A 22,916-nucleotide genomic window follows, 5' to 3' on the forward strand; every position below is an offset into this window, starting at 1 on the left:
AAATGTGGTAAAAATATCATTTAATACAAGTATATACTTTGGATAAATAGATAGATGCAGTTTAATGAGGAAAAGAGGAATCGATTTTGAAGCTTATAACCGCAGCGTATATATAATATGTGAGAATTATAAGCAAATAAGTAGTGTTGCCAATTTTTCAAATAGACATCTTCAGAAACTCGCTTATAGAGAGGAATTTGAAGGAGACACGGCACGCAGAACCGCAGCGTACATAGAGGTACGTGAGGATTCGAGTACAGGATCAACGTACAAATTACCTCTAGTAGTAGAGTTTCCAAAGATGTCTAATAAAACGAGTATATTCACCATCTAATGAATGCACTGCCCCAAGTAAGACCTGCACCGATAGCTGAAAATAGTAGAATATCACCTTTTTTTATTTTGCCTGATGCTTTGAGAGTACTCAAAGCAAGCGGAATAGAAGCAGCAGAGCAGTTAGCATGTTTGTCTACGGTTTTCACTACTTTATGCTCTTCTATATTTAATAGTTCAGCGAGTTTATTTATAATACGGATATTTGCTTGATGAGGTATAAAATAATCAATATCGCTTACACTGAATTGATTAGCATGCAGTAAATCTTTTATAGATTGTTGCATTTTTTCTATTGCATGACGAAATAATTTTTGCCCCTGCATAACTATTTTGCCACTAATACCGTTCATACTTACACCACCGTTTGTGTATAATATTTCATCATAATCAGCACCGCTTGAGAAGATATTACTATCTATTAAACCGGAATCATCACTACTACGCTGTAATATTACGCTACCGGCCCCATCACCGAATAAAACGCAAGTAGTCCTATCATTCCAATCTAATAACGACGTCATTTTCTCGGCTCCTATAAGCAAAATAGTTTTATATTTATCTGATGAGATAAGAGAATTTGCTACTTGTAAACCATAAACAAAGCCGGCACATACTGCTTGTAAATCAAAAGACGGTATATTAGTTAAACCAAGATAACCTTGAAGCTTAGAGGCAACCGAAGGGAAGCTATTATCGGGAGTAGTAGTACATGTAATAATTAAATCAATATCATTTACCGATATCCCTGCATCTGCTATAGCTTTTTCAGCTGATTTTAAAGCAAGATGGGAAGTATATTCTGTATCACCTGCTATATGACGCTGCGTAATACCTGTTCTTGTTCTAATCCATTCATCGTTAGTATCTACGAATTTTGCAAGCTCATCATTACTAACTATTTTTGAAGGAAGATACCCGCCGCAACCAATAATTTTACAGGTCATAAATCTTTTAGGCTACTTCTTCTTCAGTTTTAATTTTCTTTGTTACTACTAGACGATTATTATAAGTACCGTCGACTAAAGAAACGTGATGCGGAAGCTTATATTCACCGGTTTGCGAATCAACTATTACGTTAACTTTGCCAAGTGCTAAGTGCGAACGTCTCATATTACGTCTTGATTTTGATGTTTTTTTCTTTGGAACTGCCATTATTAGCCTCTCTAAATATAAATTAAAAAGTATTTGTCAAATTAGTGAAGCAGTATATTATAATCTTGTAATAAAATCTAGATAAAATTAAACTTATGAAAATTTTTATAACATACATTTTTAGTATATTAGCCTTTTTTTCCTTAAGCGGCTGCAAAACTATCGAAAATAGAGGGCAATCTATAGATGATTCGGCACTTGTAAAATTAGAGTCTAAAAAACTAAATAAAACAGAAGTCGTAGAGTTAATAGGTACGCCTACTATAGTACCGGAATATTCCCAAAATACCTGGTATTATGTTGAAAGAGTTATGTCTCAAAGAGCTTGGCTCAATCCAAAAATTGAAAAGCAGAAGATAGTAAAAATTACGTTTGATGCTAATAACTTTATGCAGGAAGTAGTAGTAATAGATGATTCTCATAGACAAGATATAGAAATAGTCCATGAATATACTAGGACATATGGAACAGAACTTAACGGACTACAAAAATTTGTTAAAAATTTAGGTAGATTCAATAAAACCATTGACGGAAATAAAAACAAAAGCAAAAATAAGAAAAAGAGATAAGTACCTTAGTCATCATTGCAAGATGGCTTATCTGTGTAGATACCTAATCGTCATTGCGAGCCATAGGCTGCGTGGCAATCTCATGAAATAACAACAAACTCCTGAGATTGCTTCGTCAATTACTTACGTAATTTCCTCGCAATTACGATTTGATACTCATGCAGGCGTAACACCAACATCCATAAAACAAAAAACTATCTAATATGATTTCGATATTTAGTAAATTAAAACAAAGTTTATCTAAAACTTCTAATAAAATATCGGAAGGTATCGACAAAATATTTTACAAGAAAAAATTAGATGCAGAAACTCTAGAAGCGCTAGAAGAGCTACTTATCTCAAGTGATATGAGTGTTTTGGTAGTAACTAATATTATTGAAGAATTTAAAAAGGTAAAATTTGACAAAGAAATAGATAGTGATACAGTAAAAGAAGCCCTTGCTAAATTAATAGAGCAGCAGCTATCAAAATCAGAAATTCCTTTTACTTTAAGCGAAAATAAATTAAACGTAATTTTAGTTTGCGGTGTTAACGGAGCAGGTAAAACCACGACTATAGGTAAGCTTGCTGCAATGTACTCGGCACAAGGTAAAAAAGTAGCAGTTGCAGCCTGCGATACTTTTAGAGCAGCTGCTGTAAATCAGCTAAGTACTTGGGCAGATAGAGCAAATGCACTACTTATTACCGGTGAAGAATCGGCTGACCCCGCAAGTGTTGCTTATCGCGGGATGGAAGAATCGATAAAACAAAATATCGATATACTTTTTATCGATACAGCAGGTAGGCTTCATAATAAGAAAAATTTGATGGATGAACTGTCTAAGATTGTAAAAGTTATAAAAAAACTAGACGAGAATGCCCCCACTCATAGCGTTTTAGTCATTGATGCTATTACCGGACAAAATACCTATAACCAAGTAGAACATTTTAATGATGCTACTAATTTGACAGGGCTTATCGTGACTAAACTAGACGGCAGTGCTAAAGCGGGCGTAATTGTCGGAGTAGTACAAAAATTTAATTTACCCTTATACTTTATCGGTATAGGTGAGAAGATAGAGGACTTAAAAATATTCAACCAACATGATTTTGCTAGAAATATAGTGGGGTTGTGAGGTTTTGCTACGTCATTGCCCGCACGAATATTGAGTTGTCATTGCGAGTAGCCGTAGGCTACACGGTAATCTCATGAAGTAATAATAAACTCCTGAGATTGCTTCGTCAATTACTTACGTAATTTCCTCGCAATTACGATCTAATTAAAAATAAAATCATAAAATGACTCAAAAAAATACCTTATTGCTCATAGACGGATACGGATTTGTTTTTAGAGCCTATTATGCACAACAGCCTTTAACTTCACCAAAAGGCGAGCCTGTCGGTGCTCTTTACGGTTTTACTTCAATGCTGCTAAAATTACTGAGCGACTTTAAGCCTAAACATGTCGCTGTAGTATTTGACAGCGGCGGGAAAAATTTTCGCCATCAGATTTATCCCGACTATAAAGCTAACCGCCCTCCACCCCCTGAAGATTTAATTGTACAATTACCTTTAGTTCGTGATGTTGCAAGTAACTTAAATTTTCCTATTCTAGAGAAGAACGGTTATGAAGCCGATGACATTATCGCAACCTTTGCTACTAAAACTGCTGCACTTGGCGAACATGTAGTCATTATCTCTTCCGATAAAGATTTATTACAGCTAATGACTGAAAACATCAAGATATATGATCCGTTAAAAGGGAAATATATTACGGAGGATGATGTGGTTAAAAAATTTGGCACTACTTCTGATAAATTACGTGAAGTAATGGCTTTAATCGGCGATAGATCGGATAATATTCCGGGTGTACCATCTATTGGACCAAAAACTGCAAGTAGTCTTATAACACAATTTGGTTCTGTAGAAAATATATTTAACTCTTTAGACCAAGTCTCAAGCGTAAAACAACGTAAAACTTTACAAAATTCAAGAGAAACGGCGTTAATTTCATGGCAGTTAATAGGGCTTAATTCTAATGTTGATTTAGATTTTCAGCTAAATAATTTAGAATGGTCACCTCCAAATAGCGATAAATTAACAGGATTTTTACAGGAATACGGTTTTAGATCTTTATATAAAAGAGTAGAAAATTTATTGGATATTAAAATTAACGACTACAAAGAGATAGCAGATAATAAAGTAACGGAAATAAAAGAAATTAATAATGCTAATGAGTTAGCAGACTTTGCTAAAGAAGCCACGAAAATAGGAATATTCGGGATATATTTATTACAGCATAAAGGAGCTAATCTTGCTTTTATTTTATCACTGCAAAACCAAAGCTATATTATTAAAATTTCAAACACTTTTCATGATCTATTTTCTTATAATACTAAAACTAATAACAACTGGTTTTCGGATATAATCTTCAATTTACTAACCGATAAATCCATAAAAAAAATTACTTACTCTCTTAAACCTCTACTTAAATTTTATGCAAACCAATCTCATGACATTAAGGCTATAGAAGATTTAGAATTAATGCAGTATGCGTTATCTGCCGGTTTATCACAGAAAAATTTATTTAAAGAAGTTTTGAAAGAAACTTGGATAGAAAATATAATTATCGAATCAGCAAAAATAGTAATAAACTTTATCACACTTTATAAGCAAACTATATGGGAACTTAAAGACAACAAAACCTTTAGACTTTATAGCAACATTGATTTACCTATTTGTTTTATTTTAGATAAAATGGAGAAAGTGGGTATTACAGTAGATGCTAATTACCTAAAACAATTATCCGCTGAATTTGGAACAGAAATTCTAAAACTTGAAGAAGAAATTTTTGCTCTTAGCGGAACCAAATTTAATATTGGTTCGCCAAAACAATTAGGCGAAATCTTATTCGAAAAAATGCAATTACCTTTCGGTAAAGCTTCAGCTAAAGCAAGCTCTTACTCAACGGGAGCGGAAATATTAGAAAAACTTAGTGAGCATGGATATAATATTGCAGATTTGTTATTAAGATGGAGGCAACTAACAAAATTAAAGAATACCTACACCGATAGTTTGCCGAAACAGATAGATAATATAACACATAGAGTACATACGACATTTTTACAAACTTCTACCACTACAGGAAGACTTAGCTCACAGGAACCTAATCTACAAAATGTACCTATTCGCTCTAGTGAGGGGAATCAAATCAGACAAGCTTTTATTGCTGAAGAAGGTTATAAATTAATATCTGCCGATTATTCTCAAATTGAGCTTAGAATATTAAGCCATATCGCAAATATAGATGCACTAAAACAAGCATTTATCAATAAAGACGATATCCATACTCAAACTGCTTGTCAGATCTTTAACTTACAAAAACACGAACTAACTAGCGAACATAGGCGTAAAGCAAAAGCTATAAATTTTGGTATCATTTACGGTATAAGTGCTTTTGGGCTTGCTAAGCAATTAAACGTTACTCACGGCGAAGCATCCGCATATATCAAGAAATATTTTGCTGAATATAAAGGAGTACAAGAATATATGGAGCAAACAAAAGCTTTTGCAAGTAGCAACGGCTATGTCACAAATTGCTTTGGCAGAAAATGTTTTGTACCTCTAATTCATGATAAAAAGCTTAAACAATTCGCAGAACGTGCGGCTATTAATGCTCCGATTCAAGGCACTAATGCCGATATAATTAAAATTGCTATGATCAATCTAGATCAAGAAATAGAAAAACGTAAACTTAAAACAAGATTAGTACTGCAAATTCATGATGAATTACTATTTGAAGCACCGATTGATGAAGTAGAAATTATAACACCTATTATTAAAAAAATCATGGAAAATTCTACTAATATGGATGTACCGATTATAACCGAAATTAGAGCAGGTAATAACTGGATGGAAATTCATTGAAGGTATATCATTCCTAGCTAAAGGCGGTGTTATTGCATGACTTGCTGTCATTCCCGCAAAAGCGGGAATCCAGAAAAATAACTTCAACATATAATACAGTATACATATTTGATAAAATAAGCATATAAAAATATATTAATATAACAGTTGAAGAATTTTAAAAGGAGCGTAATGTATGAAAAATTTTATATTTACGTCTGAGTCAGTTTCTGAAGGGCATCCGGACAAAATTGCCGATCAAATTTCAGATACGGTACTTGATGAGATACTAAAACAAGACCCTAACGGTCGTGTTGCCTGTGAAACATTTGTAACCACCGGTCTAGTTTTAGTGAGCGGCCTAGTACCTATGTGGATATTGAGCAAATAGTACGTAGCAAGATACAAGAAATCGGCTATAATAATCCAAATTATGGATTTGACGGTAGCTGTTGTATCGTAATTTCAGCTATCATTAACAATCACCCGATATAGCTATGGGTGTTGACAATGCAAATGAAGATGAAATAGAGACCAAGGTATGGTTTTCGGTTATGCCTGTAATGAAACGGATAGTTTCATGCCCGCACCGATTTACTACGCTCATTTATTAATGACAAGGCAAGTATATTTACGTAAACAAAATATCTTGTCTTGGCTTAGACCCGATGCACAATCTCAAGTCACGTTACGATATGAAAATAACAAACCAATTGCCATTGATACAGTAGTTTTATCAACTCAGCATCATCCGGCAATACAACAAAAAGACCTTATTGAAGCAGTAATGGAAGAAATTATTAAACAGGCATTACCAAGCAATTTACTGCATAAAGACACTAAATACCTAATTAATCCGACGGGTCGGTTTTTATAGGCGGTCCCGTTGCAGATTGCGGTTTAACCTGTAGGGAATTTATCGTGGAAAGCTATGGAGGAATGGCAAGACACGGCGGCGGTTGCTTTTCTGGAAAAGATCCAACAAAAATAGATAGATCGGCTGCTTACATGGCACACTATATTGCTAAGAATATAGTAGGAGCAGAACTTACCGATCGCTGTGAAATACAAATATCCTACAATAGACGTAGCTGCTCCCGTATCTGTTTATGCTGAAACTTGCGGTACTAGCACATTAAGCAACGAACAAATTACTAAGCTCATAACACAGCATTTTGATATGCGTCCAGGAAGAATTATTAAACATCTTAAGCTTCGCACTCCATGTTATCAACAAACTGTTTCTTACGGTCATTTCGGCCGAGAAGACGCAAATTTTACATTGGAACAATTAGATAAAGTAGATATATTGAGGTGAGTAATTATTGACATTTATTCATAATACATGATTATTTTGATCTCTGCTTAACCAATTAGTTGAAAATATGGTTAATGTAAATAATGATAGAAAGTTCGGTAACTTAGAAAATTATGATAATCAACTTACAAATACTGCTCTAAACAAGAATAAGCTGAAAGAACATTATGAAAATATCACTCAAGCCTTAAATAACATATGGAAATATGAGTATGAAGCAAAAGCAACTCAGTACTGCGAAATTTTTGACGATGCCCGTAACTATGATAAATCCACAAAAGATTATAATTTAGGCTCAGTTCATTTATAACGGCTAAGCGTATAAAGCTTTAAATCCTGACGAAAATACAGGTAAAAAATTAGACCATTTTATGGATGGCTTAGATGAGATTTATAAGCAATCCTTTTTATGTAAATTAACTAGCTCAACTGAATTACCACCAGCAGAACAGTTAAAAAAATTTTTAGAAAAAACTACAGATGAAATATATGATAAACTGCAAAAAACCGGAGAAGCATATTTATCATATTCTAATGCTCCTACTAATACAGGATTACATACAAATGTTATAAAATATTCTAAAGAAAACGGAAAAAATTATCGTATATATATAATGCCGGTGCTGGGGTAAGAGCAGATAATTCAAAACTAAATCAAACACCAAAAGATCAATTAATACAGGAGTATTAGAAGATAAAAAATAAGAAGTTAAAACCGATAATACATTCAATAAAAATTCAGAACCTAAAAAACAAACTATCAAAAATAAATTTTATAAGTATTTAAGTAAATTAACGAGAAAATTGGGATTAAAATCCATAAGTAATTATTTTAAAGAATTAATTAAAGACCCAAATCTTGAGCAAAATATCAATTTAGAAAAAGAAGCAAAGTTAATAGCAGACAAACATCGACTAACAAAATATATGGAACTTAGCGATAATAAAAATAATAATGCAGTATTTAGCGGTAAAAAAACATCAAAGAATATTACTCAATTATATATTATAGATTCATTTTACTGTCAATTCAGGTATTGTCTATAAAAAGTTGACTCAAGGTTTCGATGTCATTCCTGCGAGGCATTGGCTTTGTTGCATGGCTCGGTTTTTTCGTCATTGCGAGGAAAATTACGAAGTAATTGTACGTCCGCAATCTCAAGTTTGTTATTATTTCATGAGATTACCACGCAGCCTATGGCTGCTCACAATGATGACCCGATATCCACACAACAATGCCTTGCGGGAATGATAGTGGAAAACCGAACCACTCAACAACTACGCTATTTACTATATCCTTTTAAAATCTCAAAATCTTGCCCTTGGAGCAAGAATTTTTCAGGTAATGTAATTTTTGCTACAAAATTCTTTACATCTGCGCTTTGTAAATAGATTGTAGCTTTAGCATTACTCTGATCTTCATTATTTATACGAGCTGCAAGCAAGTTTACTATCTGCCGTAATTCTTCATGATTTTGTGGATAAAACTGTAGTTCAAATTGTTTATTATTAATTGCATCCTCAATTGATGAAAAGCTTTTTGCCGTTAGTTTTATTCCTCCCTCATCTTTAACTATGTCACAATTAACAACTACCAAACTTTTAACATCAAGTAAATGTACATAATCTTTTAAAACTTCCTCACTAAAAATACTAAGTTCAAAGATATTCTCAGGATCGGAAAGCACAAGCGTCACAAACCTACCTCTTGCCGACATACGGGAATCCTTTTTTTGTATTACACCGGCAAGATTTACTCGGTTAGTACCATCAGGTAAGTTATTATGCAAATCCGCAGTATTTAAAATATTTAAACGACTAAATATTTCTTGATATTCCGTAAGAGGATGATTAGAGATAAATAAACCCATAGCCTCAAATTCATAAAAGGCTAAAGTATTTTTATCGGCATAATCGCTTGATACTAAAATAGTTGGACTTAAACTAGAAACTTTAATTAAGCTAAATTGATTAGATTCCTGCTCTTCGTGATATGCAGTTGAATAAGAAAGCAATTTTGGAATGCTTGACAATAATTGCAATCGATTATCATGCAGCTCATCAAAACAGCCTGACTTGATTAAATTTTCCAATAATTTACTGTTAATAGATTTTGGGGGTAATCTTTCAATAAAATCAGTAATTGATTTAAACGCCCCTCTTGCTTTTCGCTCATCCGTTACTAACTTACCGAAATTCGGCGTAACTCCCTTAATAGCACCTAAGGCGAAGATTATTGCACCCGCGATGTTATACCGTGGCTTGACCACGGTATCTTTTGAAATTTCCTGGATACCACGATCAAGTCGCGGTATGACAGGCTTTACGCTATGCGGGATGACAGTGTCCGAAAACTGTACACTAAAATACCCTTCAGAAATATTAATATTAGGTGCAATAATTTTTATGCCGTTATCTTTTGCTTCTTGTAAAAATAAATTAATTTTATCGTGATTATTCAATTCAAGATTTAAGCATGCTACTAAAAATTCAGCAGGATAATTAGCTTTAAGATATGCAGTTTGGTATGAAATAACACCGTAAGACGCAGCATGTGCCTTATTAAAACCGTATCCGGCAAATTTAGCCACGGTCGCAAAAATGGATTTAGCTTGAGATTCTGAAATATTATTAGCAATTGCTCCTTTAACAAAAATTTCTTCCTGCTCCTCCATTTCTTTTTTTATCTTCTTACCCATTGCTCTCCGAAGTAAATCGGCAGCTCCTAGCGTATAACCTGCAAGAACCTGAGCAATTCTTTGTACCTGCTCCTGATATATCACCACTCCGTAAGTTTCTTCTAAGATTGGTTTCAATAGCTCATGTAAATAATCAGGCTGTTGTAATTTATGCTTACAAGCTATATAGGTAGGAATATTTTCCATAGGACCAGGACGGTATAACGCACCAAGAGCTATCAAATCATGTATAGAATCAGGTTTAAGGCGTCTAAGTGCATCTTTCATCCCGATACTTTCAAATTGGAAAACGCCTACTCCTTTACCTTTACACAACATTTGATAAGTCTTATTATCATCAAACGTCATATTGTTAAAATCTACTTCTATCCCTTGCTCTTTAAGCAGTTTCTTACAATCGGTAATAACCGTTAGGGTTTGTAGCCCTAAAAAATCAAATTTAATTAAACCGGCAATCTCGGAATATTTCATAGAATAACCGACTACCAGCATATCGGAGTTAGAATCTTTATATACCGGTACTATATCGACTAAATCAGTACCTGCTATTACGATTCCTGCAGCATGAGTTGAGGAATGCCTATGCAGCCCCTCAAGAATTAACGAAGTATCAATCACTAACTTAATTAACTCCGCTTCACCATCTAAATTATACAACCCATTACCTTTAGCGGCATTTGCAAGCTCCGGAACTTCACGCATTGCCTGTTCTAAGCTAACTGGATTAACTGCACTAAAAGGGACAAGCTCCGTTAGATAATCAGCGAATTTATAAGGTAAGCTAAGCACACGAGCGACATCCTTAATTACAGCCTTTGCCTGCATCTTACCGAAAGTTATAATCTGTCCTACTCTATTATTACCGTATTTGGAACGTACGTAATTAATTACTTCCTCACGCCTTTCCTGACAAAAATCAATATCAAAATCAGGCATTGAAATACGTTCAGGATTTAAAAATCTTTCAAATAATAAGCCAAATTTAATCGGATCAAGATCAGTAATAAGCAAGCTCCAAGCAACAACCGAGCCTGCTCCCGATCCTCTACCCGGTCCGACTAAAATCCCCTCTTTTTTACTCCATTTAATAAAATCCGATACAATCAAAAAATAACCGGCAAAATTCATATTACAGATAATATCCAGCTCATAATTAAGACGAGCAAAATATTCGGTTTTCAATGCTTCTTGATTCTCTAACGCAATATTTTCAGATTTAAACTTTGCAGCAAGCCTTGCAAGCAACCCTTCTGTTGCATCTTTTTTAATTAAATCCGTTTCACTAATATCTTTGGTGGCAAAATTAGGCAGCATCGGCGGGTTTGCATGTGCGGCAAAATAACAACGCTCTCTTAAATTCACGGTATTTTGGATGGCACTAGGTAAATCGGAAAAAAGCTCTATCATCTCATGCGGTGATCTAAAATAACAATTTTCGCTAACTGTTTTTCGATCCAGATATTCTTTAGTAACACCGGCTGATATACATAACAATACATCATGTGCATCATGCATGCTTTTCTCACTAAACAAAACTTTATTAGTAGCAACAAGCGGAATAGCAAGCTCGGCAGCAATTCTAATATAACTATCCTCAATAAACTGTTCTTCCGGTAGCTCATGTCTCATAATCTCAAAGTAAAAACGATCTCCTAAAATTTCCTGTAATTTACGTGCAAACAGCATCGCTTGCTCCTCGTTGCGAGCTAGCAAGCATTTTCCGACAATACCGTCGGTATAACAGCATAATCCTATTAATCCTTCTTGATATTCGATTAAATCTTCAAAATTAATATGATCGCATATCTTACGATCATTTTTAGTAAAAGTAAGGCTTGATAGTTTGAGTAAATTTTTATAACCAGTTTCATCTTTAGCTATAAGCAAAATTTGAGCAAAAATATCTATATCGTATTTTATATTTAGAATAACTCCGTGTATCGGCTGCAGTCCTTTTTTTACTGCACATAATGCAAACTCTAATGAGCCGAATAAATTTCCCTTATCTGCCAAACAAATAGCAGGCATTTTATTCGATGAAGCAAGTTCTACTACCTTCTCAATCGTTAATGCACTTTCTAGAAAAGAATAAGAGCTTTGAGTTCTTAAATGAATAAATTCAGGTCGCATTTTAAATTAATGTTCAAGTTTATTGTCTTACTGTATGACTCCTTATGTCATTCCCGCATAGGCGGGAATCCAGGGTAAAGCGAGATAAATATTCCCGCCTACGCGGGAATAACATCGGAAGCCTTAACGACAAGACTAAATTTTACTTCCGACTGCATAATATCTAAAACCGATTTTTTTCATTGCTTCATTATCTAGTATATTTCTAAGATCAATGATTATCGGCGATTTTACTAAATCATAAATTTCTTGCCAATTAAGTTCTTTAAATTCTGACCATTCAGTTACAATAACTATAATATCTACTGATTTACAGGCGTCAACTGCTGAATCTAAATATAGCAAATTTTTATGTTCCAAATTCTTTTTAGCATTTTCAAGACCGATAGGATCAAATGCTTTAACATATACATCTTTATTTAATAAGATCTTTACAATTGCGATGGCAGGGCTTGCTCTTACATCATCTGTTCCTGCTTTATATGTTAAGCCTAAAATTGCTATATTTTTACCTTTTAAATCTCCGTCTAACAAAGTAGCTATTTTATCTACCATATTACTTGGACGCTGCTTATTACTTTTAATGACTGCCTTAAGAATCCTACAATCTATATGATGATTTTTTACAAGATTATTTAATGCTAGAATATCTTTTGGAAAGCACGAACCGCCAAAACCAGGTCCTGCATTTAAAAAATTTTGACCGATTCTTTGGTCAAGTCCTACACCTTGAGATAAATCTTTAATATTACCGCCGATTTTTTCACATAAATCAGCCATCTCATTAATAAAAGCAATTTTGGTAGCTAAGAAACTATTTGAAGCATATTTAATAAGTTCGCTCGTCACTAAATCGGTAACCACAAACTTTGCACCTTGTAAAGGTGCATAAATTTTTCGCAATATTTCCTCTGATTCTTTATTATTTACACCGATAACTATACGATCAGGATATAAAAAATCTTCTACCGCACTACCCTCTCTTAAAAACTCAGGATTAGAAGCAACATTAAATGAAAAGCCTCTTGATTTTAAATAAGCTATAATATTACTGCAACTACCCGGCGGAACGGTAGATTTTATGACTATTAAACAATCTTTATTTATATGCTCGAAAACTTTATCAATAGCATCATAAACATATTTTAAATCCGCTTCTCCCAACCCTTTTGAAGGTGTACCGACCGTAATAAATATTGCATCAGCATTGTGAAGTTCATTATTATAAATATTTGTAAATTTTAACCTATCAGATTCTAAAGCTTGCTTCAGATACTCATCAAGTTTAGCTTCATAAATCGGTAATATTCGCTTATTTAATTTGGATATTTTAACCTCATCATTATCAAGACAAGTAACATTATGACCTAAATAGCCCATAATAATACCTGAGACTAATCCCACATATCCGCTACCGATAAATGTAATATTCATAATTTTTTGTGATTTTTATATTAAATTTTAAAATTATACTTTATATTCCAAGTGTATACCTCAAATAAATGAAGAGTAGTATAGACGAAGCTCAATTTCAAAAAGTACAAGGAGTCCACAAGACGAGGAACAGAGCGTATACTTAATACGTGAGTACCGGAGTACTTGTAGGATGATGTAGCCAATTTTTGCAGTTCTACCCGAGTATATAAAGCTTTTATCATATTTCAATAGATTTACAAGCTCAAATGAATTTTATTAAAAAAACCTTTATTAGTATTTTTATAATTCTGATTTCATTATCTTTGGCTATAACTCTAACTGTTTATAGTGCAAATAAAGGACACTTAAATAAACCTTTGAAAAAAATAATTGAATTGTATTTAAGTAAAAATGATATAAAGGCTGTACTACATAATTTAGAATTTAAAGAAAACCGATTATCCATAGATAAAATTTCCTTAAGTCTTATAGATAATGCTAGAGGAGAAATTAACGATTTTAATCTTTTCTTTAATTTCAAAAATTTCTTCTCTAATTCGTTAATAGAGGCTAATTTTAATATCGATAAAATTTCCGTAATTTCAAATAACGATGAAGAGATTATAAATACTTCAACGACCGGTGATTATGCGTTAAATATAATTAAAAAAAATTCCCTAACCGACATACGACTAACTTCAATAAAAAGTGATATCCTAACTGATGAGCAAGGAGCAGACTTACCTCTAGGAAATGCTTTATGCTCATATAAAACCACCTATTCTAAAGATAATCCAAAGACTGTTAATTGCAAACTCACCTTTGGGAACAAAGCTTTTTTATCACTAAGCGGTATAATAACCAATAAAAATATCGATGCAAGTGCAGCTGCCGCAAATATGCCTTTAATAATTTATCAAACAGTCGAAAAAATCATTCCTAATAATCCTATAATCTCATATTTACGAGAACATATAAAACAAGGTTACATCCAAAACGGAGAATTAAATATTAAATTAGATAAAAAATTTTTTAAAAAAAATATTTTAGTAGAAGATAATTTAAAAGCAAATTTACATATCTCGAATTTTGAATATAAATATCATACAGATTTACCACCTTTGACTAAAGTTGATACTAATATAATCATTTCAGGACCGGAAATAAAATTTCTAATTAATGAAGCATATAGCGGTCAAAGTGTCATTTCAGACGGTATTATGACTTTCAAATGGGAAGGACTGGATAAATCACAATTTGTTTTTAATGCTACTGCTAAAGGTGAAATTAATGACTTAATTGCCTTTGTTCCAAATGATGCATATCAAAATATTAAAGCTCAAAATATTGATCTTAAAAAAATCAAAGGAACGGCAAATTCAATAATAGAGCTAATAATTCCTATTAGCCCCAATATCCCTAATAGCTATAATGTTTTGTCAACATTAACAAATATCTCTTTTAACACCTTAGACAATAATATCCTATTACAAAACGGTGAAGCCAAAGGTATTTTTAAAGATAATAAACTAAATATTAGCGGTAAAGGTAACATTAATAATTATGCAAGCAGCTTTACTTATGATCATGATATATCGGATAAAAATAATGAGTGTTTACTTAAAATAAAAAGCAATATTGCGGCAAATAATCAAAGATTTGGAGTATTTAAATTAATTTCAGGCAGCACCGTTTTAAATTTTGAGTATAAAAAACAGCATAATAATGAGAGTTTTATTACTGTTAATTCTAATCTTAATAATTTAGAATTTTATATAGATAAAGTATCTATTCATAAAAAATTATATAAAAAAGCCAATTTATATTTATATACTAAATTAAATGATAAAAATTTCGATAGAAATATTGTATTTAACCTTTCAGGGCAGGATAATCTAAAAATTAACGGTAATGCCTTAATTAAGAAAAATATTTATAATATTAATCTAGCCTCTGTTAAACATAATCATACGGATTTAAAAGGAAACATAATTATAGATAACCATAATCTTAATACGACACTTTATGGCAACAGATTAGATTTATCAAATGCTAATATGATGCAGTTTTTAGAAAAAGCGGGAGATTCTACACGTAATATTAATTTAAAAACTAATATATCAAAAATACTTTTAAAGAATAATATAATTCTAGATAATCTTGATTTAGCAATTAAATGTGATAAAGTGCGGTGTTTCTCCGGCTTTCTAAATGCTAATATTGATAATAAAAAAGTTAAGATGTCGCTTACTGCTAAGGAAACGTTTGAACAATGGTTCATTGAATCCGATAATGCCGGAGCATTGCTTAAGGGACTTGGAATGTATACCACTATGCAAAACGGTCAAATTAACATCAACTTAAATACAAAAAGATATGAAGTAAAAAAAGGTGAAATAGTGCCAATATTAGACGGCAAATTTTCTATAAAACATTTTACGGTAGTCGATACTCCTTTTTTAACACGGCTTGTTTCCTTTGTTTCGTTGCCAGGTTTTCTTAGTTCAATAACTAATAATAAAAATATTTTATTTGAAGATATGATCGGTAAATTTAATTATAGAGGAAATATAATTACAATTTTTGATACGGAAGCACATGGACCGTTCTTTGATTTTACTATGACAGGTAATATTGATACCAAGCAGCAATTAATTATGGTTAAAGGAAATGTTATTCCTTCCTTTTTCTTAATCAGCACTATTGTAACTAAAATACCGGTAGTCGGTAAAATATTTTCCAAAGTCGCTCCTTACTACCTAAAAATGAAATATTAAGTAACTATTTAAAGCTATTAGATTTCATGTACAAAATTTTTAATCATTCCTTTATGTCATTCCTGCAAGGCATTATTGCGTGTGTACCTAATCGTCATTGCGAGCGACTGAAAGCGTTGTTGCATGGCTCAAAAAACGTGTTCGGTGTCATACCATGGCTTGACCACGGTATCCAGAAAACAACTAAAAATACTAACAATATTAGTATTTTTAACTGGGGCCTGCTACAAACTTGCGGGATGACAGAAGTGGAAGCAAGCCATGCAACAAAGCCACAACTGCAAGGAGCGTGGTGGCAATCCAGAAATAATAATAGAATATTCTGTAAATCAGAATTTTTTACTGGATTGCTTCGTCGCAACTTACAGTTTTTCCTCACAATGACGTTGAAGATCAATTCATGCAAGAATGACATAAATAACCATATATATTTAATCGGTATTTTACTTTTAGGCTTAATTTCCGGTCTTACGTTCAATTTAATTTTTTTTACAGTTCCATATCAATTATCCGAAGCAAAATACACCACTGATATAATAGGTTCGATATCACTAGCTGCCTTTCCGTATTGCTTAAAGGTCATATGGTCACCTTTTATAGATAAATATTCTATACCTTTTTTATGTTCTAAATTCGGTCACAGGCGTGGCTGGGCATTGGTATCACAAATATTTTTAATCCTAGCGATGACGGGGTTCTTAAACATAAGCCCTTGTAATAACTTATATATTACTGCAATTATCTTATTTATTATTTCATCCTGCAGTTCTACACAAGATATTGTACTTGATGCATATAGAATTGAGAGACCTACATCTAAAGAAGAGCTTTCAATGGCTTTTACCTTTAGTAGCATAGGGTTTCGTTTAGGTATGTTACTTGGCAGCGTCGGTACTTTATATTCATCAATTATTTTCGGCTGGAATACAGTATATAAATCGGCTCTATTCATTACTCTAATTGGACCTATAGTAATTTTATGTATCAAAGAACCACAATCACAAGAAATACACCATACAACTACTCATTTAATAGGATTACAACAATATTTTGAAGTTATTAAAAAAAGTATTATCTCCTTAAAAAATGAACAGCAATATTTACTGCTAATTATATTGTTTATCTTTTTATATAAGGCTGCAGATTCTATACCTATGGCTATGAGTTCGCCTTTATTGCTCGATTTAAGTTTTACTACTCATGAAATTGCCGTTATTTACAAAGCTTACGGGTTACTAATCATGATCGTCGGAGGAGCTTTAAGCGGCGTTTTAGCTGCAAAAATGGGTATATTTCATAGTGTCTTAATTGGTGGAGTTATTCAATTATTGTCACCTCTTATGTTTATGATTCTTGCTACTATCGGCTATGATATAAAGACATTTATAATAACTGTTACAGTACAAAATTTTTGTGCAGGCTTTGCAGGAACTATTATCTCTATCTATTTTGCTAGCCTTTGCAATAGTGAATTTGTTGCCACACAATATTCTATTATTGCATCTTTTAGCTCGCTTAGCCGTATTATTCTAGCTAGCCTTGGCGGTATTTGTGCAAAATATCTTACTTGGCCTGTATTCTTTTTAGGTAATACTCTGTTTAGCATGTTATTTATCCCGATATTTTATAAAATATATAGAAAGAAACTAGGCTTTGTGAATGTTTCTAAAAACATATGACAATTATTAAAAAAAGTTTATAATATTGATATATATATTTCTGCGAAATGAAGAGTCAGAATTTTTATGAAACTATATAGTTTTCAAGAACATTTATTAGAATTAAAAATAAGGCTTCTTAGAATATTTACTGCGTTTATAATTATATTTGCTATTTGCTATTATTTTAGCGACAATATTTATAGTGTTTTATTAAAACCGCTTGCTAAGCTAAGCGGTGATACGGTACGAAATATAATTTATACAGGGCTTACAGAAGCATTTTTTACCTATATTAAACTTGCAGCTTTTACTACTTTTACTATTATTATACCTATAATTGCTTTAGAGTGTTATTTATTTATCAGTCCCGGGTTACACCGCCATGAAAAAAAAATTATCGCTTTTATTCTTTTTATGTCGCCTATTTTATTTTGGTGCGGTAGTATTTTTGTTTTTTACTTTGTAATGCCGAAAGCTTGGAATTTTTTTCTTAGTTTTGAAAAACGTGATATGATCCTACCGATAGTTTTGGAAGCAAGAATTAGCGAGTATCTAAATTTAGTTATTCATTTAATTATTGCTTTTGGAGTCGCCTTTCAACTGCCGGTTGTGATAATGATATTAAATATACTAAAAATAGTTAAGGTACAAACACTTAAGCAAAAAAGATGCATTGCCGTGGTAATTAACTTTATTATTGCAGGAATATTAACGCCTCCTGACATTTTAAGCCAGTTTGCTCTTGCAATACCGCTACTTTTATTATATGAAACTTCAATAATTATATGTAATTTTATAGAAAAACTGAGGACACTAAATGTTAAATATCAAATGGATTAGAGAAAATAAAGAATTGTTCGATGAAAAGCTTAGTCAAAGATTTATTGAACCTATGTCTAGTAAAATTGCTATGCTCGACGGAGAGAAAAGAAAAATTACGAGTTTAATTCAAGAATTGCAGCATGCACGTAAGGTAAAATCAAAGATTTTAGGTAATATGGCCTCTAAAAGCGGCGAAGAATTTGAAGGGTTACAAAGAGATGTCAAACATATAAATGAGAAGTTGGAAGCACTTGAACATGATCTAAATAATAATAACGAATTAAATGAACTATTAAATATGTTTCCTAATATTCCGGACGAAGAAGTACCTTACGGAATGGATGCAAGTATGAATAAATTAGTTCGTACTTACGGAGAGACAAATCCAAATGCTTTGAATAAACAGCATTTTGAACTAGGTATAAAATTAAATTTAATGGATTTTGAACAAACTGCTAAAATTTCTGGAACTAAATTTGTAACGTTAAAAGGTGATTTAGCAAAGCTAGAACGTGCTTTAATTAATTTTATGATTGATGTTCATACTAAAGAGTGGGATTTCTTTGAGATATCACCTCCGGTATTAGTTCGAGATAATGCTATGTATAATGCAGGACAACTACCTAAATTTGCCGAAGAGTCTTTTGCAACAACCAATGGTTACAGACTAATTCCAACCGCAGAAGTATCTTTAGTAAATATGGTCGCCGATACTATTATACCAAGAGAAAAATTACCGATACGTTATGTTGCTTACACCCAGTGCTTTAGATCAGAAGCAGGTAGTAGCGGTAGAGATACAAGAGGTATGATTAGATTACATCAGTTCGGTAAAGTTGAGCTAGTATCTATTACTACCCCTGAAGAATCCACAAATGAGCATGAATATATAACTAATGCATCAGAGACTATTTTACAAAAACTGAATCTTCCTTATCGTGTTATGTTACTTTGCACCGGAGATATGGGATTTGCGGCAAAAAAAACCTATGATATAGAAGTATGGCTTCCGGGACAAAAGCAATATCGCGAAATTGCTAGCTGTTCTAATTGTGGAGATTTTCAAGCACGTAGAATGAAAGCAAGATATAAAGAATTCGGCAGTAACGAAACTACCTTAGTTCATACTTTAAATGCTTCAGGATTACCTATCGGAAGAACTATGGTTGCAATACTTGAAAATTATCAGAATGAAGATGGATCAATAACTATACCGGATGTCTTGATAAATTACATGGGAGGATTACAAAAAATCATTGCCTATAGTGAATAATTGTTTATTAAATATAAAATATAAAGTTTCTAGTTGTTGTTAAATTGGCTTTGTTGCATGGCTCTTATGTCATTCCCGCTTTCGCGGGAATGACATCGAGTAGAGACCTACGGCTGCTCGCAATGACGCCCCTAGCATCCACGCAGGCAAAGTTCATTAGTATATACTCCTGTGAAATGAAGAGTTATTATACGAAGTTCAACTTGGAAAAGAGCAAGGAGCCTGTAAGCCGAGGGGCGGAGCGTATACTTAATACGTGAGCATCCGAGGACTTACAAAGACGACGTAGCCAATTTTTCAAGTTGAACTAGTATACAAAACGATAATTTAAATTCAGGTTATTTGTGTTTAGTGGTTTACGAAAATTTGACAAAGATATATATAATTATAATGCTCCTAATTTTATACCTATAGCATGTCATTATAATGAAAATACTTTACTTACCAAAGACGGTAAATTACTACAAATTATCAAAATACATGGCATTACCTCAGAGAAAATAAGCGATAATATACAAAATTTACGTGAAATGGTTAGAGTTTCTATAAAAAAGAATATAACCGATTATGATTTTGCTTTTTGGCTACATACAATAAGAGAAAAACAAAACTTAGACGATTCAACTCCTTACAAAAAATTATTACCGGCAAATATTCATACCTTATGGCAAAGAAAAAACCATTGGAATGATAAATTCGTTAATACTTTATATATATCTATAGTACATGATTCTGCTAAAGTTAACATCACAAATTTTAACTCTTTAATAAATTCTTTATCTAATAAATTAATTACTGATTTTGAAAATAACTACTTAGATTCAGCTTTTCAAAAATTAGACAATATCACTAATAATATTTTAAATGATTTAAACGAATTCGGTGCTGAAAAACTCGGTATAATATTTGAAAATGATAATGTTTTTTCTAATCCTTTATTTTTATATAATCGCATAGCTAACCTTAATAATAATGATTGTTTGGTACCTATAATAGATTTATCCGATGCAATAGGTAGAAGTATTTATACAATTAGCAGCGATAAAATGGTAGTTACGGATCATGAGAAAAATAATAAATTCGTTTCTTTACTATCTATAAAAGAATATCATGAAACTCCTTCTAATACACTGGATAAATTTTTACAGTTACCGATTGAATTAATAATAACTGAAATATTTTACTTTGTGAGCAAAAAACAAGTAATATCCAAATTGCGTGGTCAAGATTATATTCTAAAAATTACTAACGACTCAACTTTACTTAATCACAAAGGGATTAATAAGCTTAAGGCAGCTAATTTAGATTTTCAATTTTGTAATCAGCAAATTTCAATTGCCGTTATAGAAGAAGATGAAAATAAACTAGATGCAGCCGTAGCTAAAGCATCAACTGAACTTTTTAAACTTGGTATTATTCATGTAAAAGAAGATATTAATATTGAGCCAATATTTTGGTCGCAATTACCTGCTAACTTTGCCTTTATACGTAGAATGTCGCCATTATCCGTAGAGCATATTGCTTCTCTTACCGCTCTTCATAATACTACACTCGGTAATCAATATAATCCTTGGGGTAAGGCTATAACTTTACTGCGAACCGAGAAAGGTACTCCATATTTCATGAATTTTCATGATAAAACGAATAAAGGTAATACTTGCATCTTTGGTACGGGGAAAACCGGCAAAACCGTATTATTGAACTTTTTAATATCAGAATCGACTAAATACGATCCAACAATAATTTATATCTCTAATAATAATGATTCTAAAATTTTTATCGAGGCAATAGAAGGCAAATGGTTAGAACCGGACAAACAAATTATCAATCCATTTTTAGTAGATGATACAGAAAAATCACAAGCATTTATTTTAGAATTTTTAAAATTAATCAGTGGTCATTATATTTCACCTCTTAGCGAAATAGAGATATCCTTTCTAGAAAAATTAAAAAATAAAATTTTATCAATTGAAAAAGAAAAACGTATTTTTTCCGATATTTTAAAATTAGAAGATTTTAAGGAGGAAGGAGGAATACAAATACTTGATAAACTTAAAGTTTTTACCGAAGAACAATTATATTCCGGATTATTTGACGGATCGTCTCTTAACATTGAAGAAGGGAAAGTTATAGGGTTTAATTTATATAAACTTTCTGATGAGCCGTTTTCTAAACAATTTTACCCGACGGAGAGAAAATTTTTAGAACAATTTAATAACAATTTAAAGAAACACCAAAGTATTAGTGCAGCAGTAATTTATGCTTTTACTTATCATTTAAGTCTAGTTGGCACAAAACCTAAAATATTTGCTGCCGATAATTTTGATCAACTTTACAGACCTGAGATTTATTATGATAATATAAATTTAATCTATAATAATTTGTCTCAAAATAACGGTATTTTCGTCAGTAATTTCAATTTTATTTATCTTAAGTCATATCCAAAATATACTATAAAACCTTGGCTTGATTTAATTAATACTAAAATTATTCTACCGTCTGACGTTAAAATAGAAGATTTAGATAAAATTTTAGGTTTAAGCAAGCCGGAAATACGAAAATTATCACAGCTAATGCTTTCTGCAAGAATGTTCTTAATTAGTAAGGATAATGAATCGATAGCTTCTGAATTAAGTATTGCCGCTTTAATAGGAGTTGTCCGTATTTTATCAAGCAGACAGGAGGAAATGGATATTTATAAAAAAATACTTGAACAACACCAAGGTCCTCCGGATAATTGGGTTAATTACCTATATAATGAGTTAAATACGGACTAATATTTCACTCTGTCATCCCGTGATTTATTATGGGATCCAAAAAAAATTAAAAAGGACTGGATCCCGCTACAAGCTCGTGGGATGACAATAATTTATTATGA

General features: G+C 32.2%; 17 protein-coding genes and 1 pseudogene. 14 read left to right on the top strand and 4 right to left on the bottom strand.

Annotated elements, in window-relative coordinates; genetic code table 11:
* The first annotated feature begins 64 nt into the window (after nucleotides 1-64).
* Nucleotides 65-334, top strand: a complete 270-nt coding sequence (locus BTU51_RS06730) for a palindromic element RPE1 domain-containing protein (protein WP_012151312.1) — start codon at nucleotides 65-67, stop codon at nucleotides 332-334.
* Here BTU51_RS06730 and BTU51_RS06735 read toward each other — a convergent pair.
* Both BTU51_RS06735 and rpmF read right to left on the bottom strand, forming a co-directional pair.
* Nucleotides 324-1,280, bottom strand: coding sequence for a beta-ketoacyl-ACP synthase III (locus BTU51_RS06735; protein WP_010977768.1), 957 nt, complete (start codon nucleotides 1,278-1,280; stop codon nucleotides 324-326). The two genes, BTU51_RS06730 and BTU51_RS06735, sit on opposite strands and share 11 nt — an antisense overlap.
* A gap of 7 nt (nucleotides 1,281-1,287) precedes the next feature.
* Nucleotides 1,288-1,488: a 50S ribosomal protein L32 gene (gene rpmF, locus BTU51_RS06740; protein ID WP_004997395.1), complete on the bottom strand. Its 201-nt coding sequence runs from the start codon at nucleotides 1,486-1,488 to the stop codon at nucleotides 1,288-1,290.
* A gap of 95 nt (nucleotides 1,489-1,583) precedes the next feature.
* Between rpmF and BTU51_RS06745 the strand changes: the two genes are divergently transcribed.
* From BTU51_RS06745 to BTU51_RS06790, 7 genes and pseudogenes are all read left to right on the top strand, one after another.
* Complete coding sequence (locus tag BTU51_RS06745; protein ID WP_012151313.1) at nucleotides 1,584-2,057, top strand: outer membrane protein assembly factor BamE; 474 nt, start codon at nucleotides 1,584-1,586, stop codon at nucleotides 2,055-2,057.
* 203 nt (nucleotides 2,058-2,260) lie between these two features.
* Nucleotides 2,261-3,172 (top strand): signal recognition particle-docking protein FtsY, encoded by a 912-nt coding sequence (gene ftsY, locus BTU51_RS06750; RefSeq protein WP_012151314.1) that lies wholly within the window; start codon nucleotides 2,261-2,263, stop codon nucleotides 3,170-3,172.
* Nucleotides 3,173-3,335: 163 nt separating this feature from the next.
* Nucleotides 3,336-5,963 (top strand): DNA polymerase I, encoded by a 2,628-nt coding sequence (gene polA / locus BTU51_RS06755; RefSeq protein ID WP_012151315.1) that lies wholly within the window; start codon nucleotides 3,336-3,338, stop codon nucleotides 5,961-5,963.
* A 175-nt stretch (nucleotides 5,964-6,138) separates the two neighbouring features.
* A pseudogene (gene metK / locus BTU51_RS08380) lies at nucleotides 6,139-7,260 on the top strand (methionine adenosyltransferase).
* 67 nt (nucleotides 7,261-7,327) lie between these two features.
* Nucleotides 7,328-7,570 (top strand): hypothetical protein, encoded by a 243-nt coding sequence (locus tag BTU51_RS06780; RefSeq protein WP_012262594.1) that lies wholly within the window; start codon nucleotides 7,328-7,330, stop codon nucleotides 7,568-7,570.
* A gap of 61 nt (nucleotides 7,571-7,631) precedes the next feature.
* Nucleotides 7,632-7,892, top strand: coding sequence for a hypothetical protein (locus BTU51_RS06785; protein WP_012262595.1), 261 nt, complete (start codon nucleotides 7,632-7,634; stop codon nucleotides 7,890-7,892).
* Nucleotides 7,893-8,064: 172 nt separating this feature from the next.
* Nucleotides 8,065-8,307, top strand: coding sequence for a hypothetical protein (locus tag BTU51_RS06790; protein ID WP_012151319.1), 243 nt, complete (start codon nucleotides 8,065-8,067; stop codon nucleotides 8,305-8,307).
* A 236-nt stretch (nucleotides 8,308-8,543) separates the two neighbouring features.
* On the opposite strand, the gene dnaE is transcribed toward BTU51_RS06790, so the two are convergent.
* Nucleotides 8,544-12,089 (bottom strand): DNA polymerase III subunit alpha, encoded by a 3,546-nt coding sequence (gene dnaE / locus BTU51_RS06800; RefSeq protein ID WP_012151321.1) that lies wholly within the window; start codon nucleotides 12,087-12,089, stop codon nucleotides 8,544-8,546.
* A 135-nt stretch (nucleotides 12,090-12,224) separates the two neighbouring features.
* Nucleotides 12,225-13,523: a UDP-glucose dehydrogenase family protein gene (locus BTU51_RS06805; RefSeq protein WP_012151322.1), complete on the bottom strand. Its 1,299-nt coding sequence runs from the start codon at nucleotides 13,521-13,523 to the stop codon at nucleotides 12,225-12,227.
* Nucleotides 13,524-13,771: 248 nt separating this feature from the next.
* Here BTU51_RS06805 and BTU51_RS06815 point away from each other — a divergent pair, with 248 nt between their 5' ends.
* From BTU51_RS06815 to BTU51_RS06845, 6 genes are all read left to right on the top strand, one after another.
* Nucleotides 13,772-16,282, top strand: coding sequence for a YhdP family protein (locus tag BTU51_RS06815; protein ID WP_012151323.1), 2,511 nt, complete (start codon nucleotides 13,772-13,774; stop codon nucleotides 16,280-16,282).
* A gap of 26 nt (nucleotides 16,283-16,308) precedes the next feature.
* A complete protein-coding gene (locus BTU51_RS06820) occupies nucleotides 16,309-17,961 on the top strand; it encodes an MFS transporter (protein WP_012262597.1) in 1,653 nt (550 codons plus the stop codon).
* 66 nt (nucleotides 17,962-18,027) lie between these two features.
* Nucleotides 18,028-18,783, top strand: a complete 756-nt coding sequence (gene tatC, locus BTU51_RS06825; protein WP_012151325.1) for a twin-arginine translocase subunit TatC — start codon at nucleotides 18,028-18,030, stop codon at nucleotides 18,781-18,783.
* Nucleotides 18,761-20,038 carry a serine--tRNA ligase gene (gene serS / locus BTU51_RS06830; protein WP_012151326.1) on the top strand — a complete coding sequence of 426 codons (1,278 nt, stop codon included), beginning with the start codon at nucleotides 18,761-18,763 and terminating at the stop codon, nucleotides 20,036-20,038. Before tatC ends, serS begins: the two co-directional genes overlap by 23 nt.
* Before the next feature lie 44 nt (nucleotides 20,039-20,082).
* Complete coding sequence (locus BTU51_RS10075) at nucleotides 20,083-20,298, top strand: palindromic element RPE5 domain-containing protein (RefSeq protein WP_012262598.1); 216 nt, start codon at nucleotides 20,083-20,085, stop codon at nucleotides 20,296-20,298.
* An 84-nt stretch (nucleotides 20,299-20,382) separates the two neighbouring features.
* Complete coding sequence (locus tag BTU51_RS06845; protein ID WP_012151327.1) at nucleotides 20,383-22,815, top strand: VirB4 family type IV secretion/conjugal transfer ATPase; 2,433 nt, start codon at nucleotides 20,383-20,385, stop codon at nucleotides 22,813-22,815.
* The last annotated feature ends 101 nt before the right edge of the window (nucleotides 22,816-22,916 follow it).

The sequence above is a fragment of the Rickettsia rickettsii genome, assembly GCF_001951015.1.
GTDB classification, from domain to species: domain Bacteria; phylum Pseudomonadota; class Alphaproteobacteria; order Rickettsiales; family Rickettsiaceae; genus Rickettsia; species Rickettsia rickettsii.

Excerpts from the sequence above, each read along its gene's own strand:
- BTU51_RS06805 (WP_012151322.1), bottom strand. The coding sequence starts at position 13,523 with ATGAATATTACATTTATCGGTAGCGGATATGTGGGATTAGTCTCAGGT.
- BTU51_RS06745 (WP_012151313.1), top strand. The coding sequence starts at position 1,584 with ATGAAAATTTTTATAACATACATTTTTAGTATATTAGCCTTTTTTTCC.
- dnaE (WP_012151321.1), bottom strand. The coding sequence starts at position 12,089 with ATGCGACCTGAATTTATTCATTTAAGAACTCAAAGCTCTTATTCTTTT.
- BTU51_RS06780 (WP_012262594.1), top strand. The coding sequence starts at position 7,328 with ATGGTTAATGTAAATAATGATAGAAAGTTCGGTAACTTAGAAAATTAT.
- serS (WP_012151326.1), top strand. The coding sequence starts at position 18,761 with ATGTTAAATATCAAATGGATTAGAGAAAATAAAGAATTGTTCGATGAA.
- polA (WP_012151315.1), top strand. The coding sequence starts at position 3,336 with ATGACTCAAAAAAATACCTTATTGCTCATAGACGGATACGGATTTGTT.
- BTU51_RS06785 (WP_012262595.1), top strand. The coding sequence starts at position 7,632 with ATGGATGGCTTAGATGAGATTTATAAGCAATCCTTTTTATGTAAATTA.
- BTU51_RS06735 (WP_010977768.1), bottom strand. The coding sequence starts at position 1,280 with ATGACCTGTAAAATTATTGGTTGCGGCGGGTATCTTCCTTCAAAAATA.
- BTU51_RS06730 (WP_012151312.1), top strand. The coding sequence starts at position 65 with ATGAGGAAAAGAGGAATCGATTTTGAAGCTTATAACCGCAGCGTATAT.
- tatC (WP_012151325.1), top strand. The coding sequence starts at position 18,028 with ATGAAACTATATAGTTTTCAAGAACATTTATTAGAATTAAAAATAAGG.
- ftsY (WP_012151314.1), top strand. The coding sequence starts at position 2,261 with ATGATTTCGATATTTAGTAAATTAAAACAAAGTTTATCTAAAACTTCT.
- rpmF (WP_004997395.1), bottom strand. The coding sequence starts at position 1,488 with ATGGCAGTTCCAAAGAAAAAAACATCAAAATCAAGACGTAATATGAGA.
- BTU51_RS06820 (WP_012262597.1), top strand. The coding sequence starts at position 16,309 with ATGTACAAAATTTTTAATCATTCCTTTATGTCATTCCTGCAAGGCATT.
- BTU51_RS06815 (WP_012151323.1), top strand. The coding sequence starts at position 13,772 with ATGAATTTTATTAAAAAAACCTTTATTAGTATTTTTATAATTCTGATT.